Genomic DNA, 6,197 nt, shown 5'->3' with positions numbered 1-6,197 from the left:
AGGCCTCTGGCACCGCGCAGGCTGGGCCGGACGATCATGACACACCCGGGATTTACACACGTTTTGTCCTATAACCCCGAATGTGCCCCAGCAGGGCACAACAAAAAGCAGGGCCGGTCAATGACCGGCCCTGCTTTTTTGCTTATCCGAAGACTAGATAGCCTGGATGTTTACTGCCTGGGGACCCTTGGGGCCCTGCTCGACGTCGAAGGAAACCTTCTGGTTCTCTTCGAGGGAGCGGTAACCCGAGGAGTTGATCGCAGAGTAGTGAGCGAAAACGTCCTGGCTGCCATCTTCAGGAGAGATGAAGCCGAAGCCCTTTTCGGAGTTGAACCATTTCACGGTACCTGTAGCCATTTTTTCAGTCCTTACTGAAGGTGGAGATTCTCCCGACTTTCGGGTCTCCGGTGTGGGGTGTTCTCCACCGTTACTTCAGAAGGTCGCGATCCAGATGGATTACGGGGACTGCCTGAACTACCAAATGCCAAACACAACAACACCGTCAAGTTTACATAGATCTGAGCAGATAGCTAGTGCGACGTCAGATTAATCAATCCGATGGCCGGATTACCCCCTTTTAAGAGGGCGTCACTGGTCATGTGGAGGCTGAAGCTCCCGGTTTCCACGGCGTGTCCGCGTGCGAGAGCCAAACCATTGCAGGATTCAGAGCGCGAATGAGCTGCTGACCTTCGGTGCGGGGGTTATCGAGTTCGTCGAAAAAGACCGCTGTGTCACCGGCGATGACGGTAGGCGGCCCGTCTCCGTCAATGACCACGACCTGTGAGCCCCGAGTGTGTCCTGGGGTCTGAACGAGCCGAATTCCAGGAAGAAGTTCGAATTCGCTGTCGACGGTGACGTACTGCATCCCTGGCGGATCGACCCATTCCGGGATGGTGTAGTCGTCCTGGTTGCGGGCGTCGTCAAGTTCCTGACGCTGAACGTAGACGGGCTTGCCCGCGAAGAGGTGGTTCCCGCCGCAATGGTCAAAATGCAGATGGGTGTTGACCACGATGTCGACGCTGTCGATGTCGAAGTCCTGCTCGTTCAGTGGATAAATACGTGGCTCCATGTCGGCCACCGCCGGATGAAGCTGAGTCATGCCGGTGTCCACCAGCACGCGCCCCTCAGGGTGGTCGATGACGTGCACATACACCGGCATTGCCTCGCCTTCGGCAAGCAGCTCGGCGACACGAATGGCAGTAACACGGATTGCAGCGGGAGGATTCAATTCTTCCCCTCAGTCCCACATCAAGGCCGTGATGTGTCCCGGAGGCAACAGATCCTTCAGCCCAGCGCGCGCTGAGATCTGTGGCCATGCTCCAGACTCCCATCGGTCGGCGCGTCCGTCGAGGAGGCAAACCCATTTGTTTGATTTCCGGACTGATTCTCAGGTTCTGCGTACAGTGGGCATGGAGGCACAACCCAGGAGGACGAGCAATGCAGATGCCCAAGCCGTCGGATGCCGACAAGGAACGTTTCCGTTCAGTGCTCCCCGACCATCCCGACGTCGTGGTCAAACCGATGTTCGGCAACCTCGGCGCTTTCGTGAATGGCAACATGTTCGCCGGTCTATTCGGGCCTACTATCGGCGTCCGCCTTTCCGAGGCTGACAAGGCCGAGCTCGAGTCGGATCACGAAACTCAACCTTTCGGTCCCGAGGAACGCCCCATGGGCGGTTATGTCGGCCTGCCGGAAGCGTGGAACGACGACGCCGCGCAGGCCGAGCCTTGGGTGGCCAAGGCCTTTGACCATGTTGCAGGTCTGCCGCCGAAGGCACCCAAGGAAAAGCGGTCCAAAAACTAAGGCTTCCTGAGCTCGGCGAACCCTCGCCAAACCTGCCAATAAGTGCTGAGATCAAGCTATGCCCGCCATGAATGGACGAACAGCGCTCGTAACCGGGGCGACAGGCGGCCTGGGTAAGGCCATCGCCACTGCACTTGCACGCGAAGGAGCGTCCGTCGTCGTGGTTGGACGTTCGGCAGCCCGGGCAGAAGATGCCATCCGAGATATCCGTGCCAAAGAACCAGACGCGGTTCTCGAACCGCTCGCCTGCGACCTCTCAAGCCAGGCCTCAATCCGTTCGGCAGTGGACGAGTTCCTTTCGCGCCACGACAAGCTGGACGTCCTGGTCAACGCGGCTGGAGTATTCCGCAAGGAGCGTCACGTGACCCCGGACGGGCTTGAACTCACGTTCGCCACCAACGTGATGGGCTACTTCCTGCTGACGAATCTGCTCTTGGACGCGCTCAAACGCGGCGGTGGCGCGGACGGGGCGCGGACTTCGCGGATCGTTAACATCGCTTCCAAGTATTCGGGAGGCCCGTCCACCACCAAGATCGACTTCGACGATCTGCAAACCGCCAAGGGCAACTACAGCTACCTGCGTGCCACTCCCCCAACAATGCTGGGCCGGGTCCTGTTGACGCAGGAATTCGCGGAGCGCCTCCGTGGATCCAACGTTGTGGTGAATGCCGTGCACCCGGGCTTGGTAAAGCACACGGCGCTGCTGCAGGAAGTTGGCGGACCTTTCCGCTGGATGACGAACACGTTCGGCGCGACTGCCGAGAAAGCTGCCGATACGCCCGTCTGGCTGGCCACCGCGCCGGAGACTGCCGCAGTGTCCGGAAAGCTCTGGGCGAAGCGCAAGCAACTGCCGACGCCCGGGATGGGTTCTGATCCGGCCGCGCGGAAGCGGCTGTGGGAAGAGTGCACCCGCCTGTCCAAGATCTTGTGACTTTCCACCCCTGAAGAGCCCTCCCGCACTCGCATCTGCAGGCGTACAGTGCAGCCATGGAACCCATTCGAGTGGCCCTCCTTCCGGGCAGTGTCCTTCCTGCGGGGCCCGCCTATGGTGCGCTGCTCGAGGCCTTGGGCCCGGACGTCGACGCCGCGGCGAAGGACCTGGATCTCTACGAGGCCGACGAGCCGCCGTCGGACTGGACACTCGACACGGAGGTCGACGGCGTCCTGCGCGAGGCAGGCGCCAAACAATGGGACACGTTTCACCTCGTGGGCTACTCGGGCGGCGGGGCCGCGGCCCTCGCCTTTGCTGCCAAGTATCCCGAGCGGTTGCTAAGCCTCACTCTCTTGGAACCCGCTTGGGCGGGAGACTGGGGCTGGAGCCAGGCCCACTCCCGCTTCTGGGAGCAGCTGGGCGCGCTCGAGCCGCTTCCACCGGAGCAGTTCATGGCGGAGTTCATGAGGCTGTCGGTGAGGCCCGACGTCGTCCTTCCGCCTCCGCCTGCGGGTGACCCGCCGCCGTGGATGGCCAAGCGGCCTGCCGGAATCAGGGCGTTCCTGAAGGATTTCCGGAGCTATCATCTGGACCGCGAGCGCCTGGCTTCCTTTGAACGTCCCGTGCTGTACGTGCTGGGCGGCCTGAGTAACCCGGACCAGTACGGTGACATCGCCGATCGCCTGTCCACTGTTTTCCGGGACTACCGTGTGGAGGTGTTTGAGGAACGCCACCACTTCGATCCCCCGCACCGGATTGAACCCGGGAGGCTCGCGGGCATGTTGCGCGAGCATTGGCAACGAGCCGAGGGCAGCAACAATGCCGACTAAGCCAATAGACACTGTCATCGTCGGCGCAGGCCAGGCGGGACTCGCGACGAGCTACTGGCTCACGCAGGCCGGCGTCGAGCACCGGATACTGGAGCGTCGGGGTTCCCTGGGTGGCGCATTCCAGGATCGCTGGGACGGGTTCTACATGAACACGCCGAACTTCAGCCTGGACCTGCCCGGCATGCCCTACACCGGCGACGAACCTGAGGCTTTCATTCCCCGCAACGCAGTGGTCAACCTCTTCAGGCGATACGCGGAGGTGATCAGCGCTCCCGTCCACACGGGCGTGGACGTAACGCGGCTGGCTACTTCCCCCGACGGCGGATTCAGTATTGAGTCCTCGCTCGGCCACATGAATTCCCGCAAGGTGGTGTTGGCAACCGGCGCCTACCAGGTCTCCAAGGTCCCGGCTGTGGCTGCCAGCCTCTCCAAGGACATCGTTCAACTACACACGCACGATTACCGCAATCCGAACCAGCTGCCCGACGGCGCTGTCCTCATCGTCGGGACCGGTCAGTCCGGCGGTCAGATCGCCGAAGAACTGCACGACGCCGGCCGTGAAGTCCACCTCGCCGTCTCCACCTGCCCCGAAGCACCCCGCCGATACCGCGGCCACGACCTCATCTACTGGATGCTCGAAACCGCCAAACACGGCCCCGACTACGGCATCAACGCCCTCACCCGCGAGGCACTCCCCTCCCCCGCCGCACGGTTCGCCTGCAACCCACTGCTTTCCGGCACCGACGGCGGCCACGACATCCACCTCCGCGAACTCGGCCGCCGGGGCATGCACCTGCACGGCCGCTTGGAGAACGTCGACGACGGCGATGTCACCTTCAGCGACGACCTTCCCGAACGCCTCGCAATAGTCGAATCCAGCTTCCACCAGCGAATGCGGAAAGCCATCGACGCCTACATCGCAGCCGCGGGCATCGACACAGAAGAGCAGCCGCCAACACCAGAGGACGACTGGCTGCCCGCAGAGCCGGCCCGGCTGAACCTGGCCCAGGCAAACATCACGTCAGTCCTGTGGGCCACCGGATACAAACTCGACCTGTCCTTCATCGACATCCCGGTGCTGGACGAATGGGGCTACCCGAAGCACACGGCAGGCGTCACCGAACAGCCCGGCCTGTATGCGGTGGGGCTTCCGTGGCTGACGCGGCACTACTCGTCGATCCTCGGCGGCGTGGGTCTGGACGCGGAGTACGTGGCGAGCAAGGTCGCTGAGTGAACAAATAGCCAACTACACGCACCCCCGCCGAACGGGATTAAGCGGCAGGGATCTCATGTTTGTCATTGCCGTAGCGGTTGCCGTCGATGATGACGGCGTCGACGTCGCCGTAGTCGATTGACCCATCCGACGCGGCCACGAAGTGGACGCCCGTTCCCCGATTCGCCCCGGCGAGCCGCTACGCCGGAACCTTGAGCGGTGTCTGGTGCCGCGGGTGTTTCCGGCGTTTGACTGGAGTTGCGGCACTCGGATCGCCACCGTGTGTGCTTTCGCGTCGGACCGGAGGGCTGCCAGAACGGTATCCGTCAAGGCAACGGCGCGGGTCCTCCCAGACTCAGTGCCGGACTGTATCCACCACAGCTGAAAGACAGGTATGACCCCAGAGAGCCAGCCGCTGTGATCATCAAAATGATGTCTCCGAAGGACTCCGAGTTGGTCACATTCAAATGAAAGTCGACATTGTATATCTAAACCCAACCTTTTTAAAGTACCCGGCTTGCATCTTACCCAAATCGTGATGTACCCTCGGAGGCGAACTACTACTGTCGAGGATTGTTAATGGATGACACGATGAGCAGCGCTGACCACACCGGCGAACCCGAAGACGGCGCTGGAGCAACACCGAACGACAACGGAACACCCGCCTACAAACACGCCGGCGTTCCCTTGACACCGACCGTTATCGCCTACCTCGCGCCGGCGCTCATGGCCAAGCCAACATTCAAGCGGTCTCAACTCGCCGCCGTAGTTAAGGATTTTCACGTTTCCCAAGGCGGCCTACCCTCCGGAACGGACCTGATCACACAGGTAAAAAAGGCTCTCACTATGCTCAAAAAGGCAGGGAAGCTTGAATCAGCCTCGCCGGGCCACTACCGGTGGTTGGGCGTCACGCAACTGCCCGGAATCGCTGGCGAGATAGCGCCTGACGAACCTTCCCACGGTGAGGATCTTTCGTTCGACGACGTGATCGTGGAGGGCGAAGGTCAAGGCAGCGTATACGTCTACTATTTCCCGGCTTACAAAGAGCTTGCTGAACTGCGGGGAAACATAAACTGGCCGTGCAAAGTCGGGATGACTGCTGCCGGAAATGCAAGGATCCGAATAGCCGACCAGCAAGGTACTGCAATGCCAGAGAAACCGGTGCTGGCCTACCTGCGACGCACTGACACACCAAGAAAACTTGAGACCAACATCCAATCCATCCTCTTTTTCAGGAATCAACAGCTTGGGGATGCCCCTGGGGAAGAGTGGTTCTGGACGAATCCCGAAGAGATCCGGTCAATTGCAAACTGGGTGCACGAGCCCCCCCGGCCGGGATAACCTGGGCGCGGCAAAGATCACGTTCAAGCTGACTATCACAAGCCGCGACGGGGTCCGTGAAGCGTCCGGCGAAGGACCG

7 protein-coding genes are annotated in these 6,197 nt (G+C 61.3%); 5 read left to right on the top strand and 2 right to left on the bottom strand.

The annotated features are described in order from the left end of the window. Positions 1–153: 153 nt before the first annotated feature. Together ACFX4T_RS22655 and ACFX4T_RS22650 are read right to left on the bottom strand one after the other, a co-directional pair. Positions 154–357: a cold-shock protein gene (locus ACFX4T_RS22655; protein WP_011773907.1), complete on the bottom strand. Its 204-nt coding sequence runs from the start codon at positions 355–357 to the stop codon at positions 154–156. 238 nt (positions 358–595) lie between these two features. After that, positions 596–1,228 (bottom strand): MBL fold metallo-hydrolase, encoded by a 633-nt coding sequence (locus ACFX4T_RS22650; RefSeq protein ID WP_377654326.1) that lies wholly within the window; start codon positions 1,226–1,228, stop codon positions 596–598. A 209-nt stretch (positions 1,229–1,437) separates the two neighbouring features. On the opposite strand from ACFX4T_RS22650, the gene ACFX4T_RS22645 reads away from it, so the two are divergent. The 5 genes from ACFX4T_RS22645 (at position 1,438) to ACFX4T_RS22625 (ending at position 6,118) form a co-directional block, all read left to right on the top strand. Then, entirely contained in the window at positions 1,438–1,803 is a 366-nt protein-coding gene (locus tag ACFX4T_RS22645) for a TfoX/Sxy family protein (protein ID WP_216924809.1), read from the top strand. A 58-nt stretch (positions 1,804–1,861) separates the two neighbouring features. Further along, positions 1,862–2,734: an SDR family NAD(P)-dependent oxidoreductase gene (locus ACFX4T_RS22640; protein ID WP_377654323.1), complete on the top strand. Its 873-nt coding sequence runs from the start codon at positions 1,862–1,864 to the stop codon at positions 2,732–2,734. A 56-nt stretch (positions 2,735–2,790) separates the two neighbouring features. Further along, positions 2,791–3,564 (top strand): alpha/beta fold hydrolase, encoded by a 774-nt coding sequence (locus ACFX4T_RS22635; RefSeq protein WP_377654321.1) that lies wholly within the window; start codon positions 2,791–2,793, stop codon positions 3,562–3,564. Beyond that, positions 3,554–4,798 carry a flavin-containing monooxygenase gene (locus ACFX4T_RS22630; protein ID WP_377654319.1) on the top strand — a complete coding sequence of 415 codons (1,245 nt, stop codon included), beginning with the start codon at positions 3,554–3,556 and terminating at the stop codon, positions 4,796–4,798. Before ACFX4T_RS22635 ends, ACFX4T_RS22630 begins: the two co-directional genes overlap by 11 nt. A gap of 558 nt (positions 4,799–5,356) precedes the next feature. Beyond that, on the top strand, positions 5,357–6,118 hold the full coding sequence (locus tag ACFX4T_RS22625) for a GIY-YIG nuclease family protein (protein WP_377654317.1): 762 nt from the start codon (positions 5,357–5,359) through the stop codon (positions 6,116–6,118). The last annotated feature ends 79 nt before the right edge of the window (positions 6,119–6,197 follow it).

Source organism: Paenarthrobacter sp. YIM B13468 (assembly GCF_042788025.1).
GTDB classification, from domain to species: Bacteria; Actinomycetota; Actinomycetes; order Actinomycetales; family Micrococcaceae; genus Arthrobacter; species Arthrobacter aromaticivorans.
The sequence above is the reverse complement of the archived record's forward strand: the minus strand, read 5'-3'. Positions and strand labels throughout refer to the sequence as shown.